The organism is Streptococcus suis (assembly GCF_002964045.1).
In the GTDB taxonomy this organism is placed as follows: domain Bacteria; phylum Bacillota; class Bacilli; order Lactobacillales; family Streptococcaceae; genus Streptococcus; species Streptococcus suis_U.
This window is the reverse complement of sequence record NZ_POPB01000671.1, coordinates 1-305: the sequence shown is the minus strand read 5'-3', so window position 1 is coordinate 305 and position 305 is coordinate 1. Positions and strand designations below refer to the sequence as shown.

General features: G+C 42.6%; 1 protein-coding gene. It reads left to right on the top strand.

The window, feature by feature from the left end:
- Positions 1-116, top strand: a 116-nt coding sequence (locus C1E99_RS14020; protein ID WP_153060294.1) for a hypothetical protein, incomplete at its 5' end; no start/stop codon positions are given.
- Positions 117-305 lie beyond the last annotated feature (189 nt).

Below are 305 nucleotides of genomic sequence, written 5' to 3'. Positions count from 1 at the left end.
TCAACGAAGAAGAGCTCATGCACTTCTCCTATATGCGTTTCTTGGAAAATCAAATCCGCAAGGCCTTTGTGTTTGAAGGAACACCGATTCATCTGATTGCACGGAAACGGAAATAAAGAGGGCAACCTCTTTTTTCTTTGCACCTATTCGTAAATATGCTAGAATAGGATTAGGAGGTGGTTCCATGATAGCGGGCAATGTCATTCTAATGTTGTTTGCATTTCTAACAGTTCCGGTTCTTCTACTAGTGGACTACGAAGATAAGCAGTGCAAGCCCTTTGGTCTGCGTTACTGGCTTTCCTTGT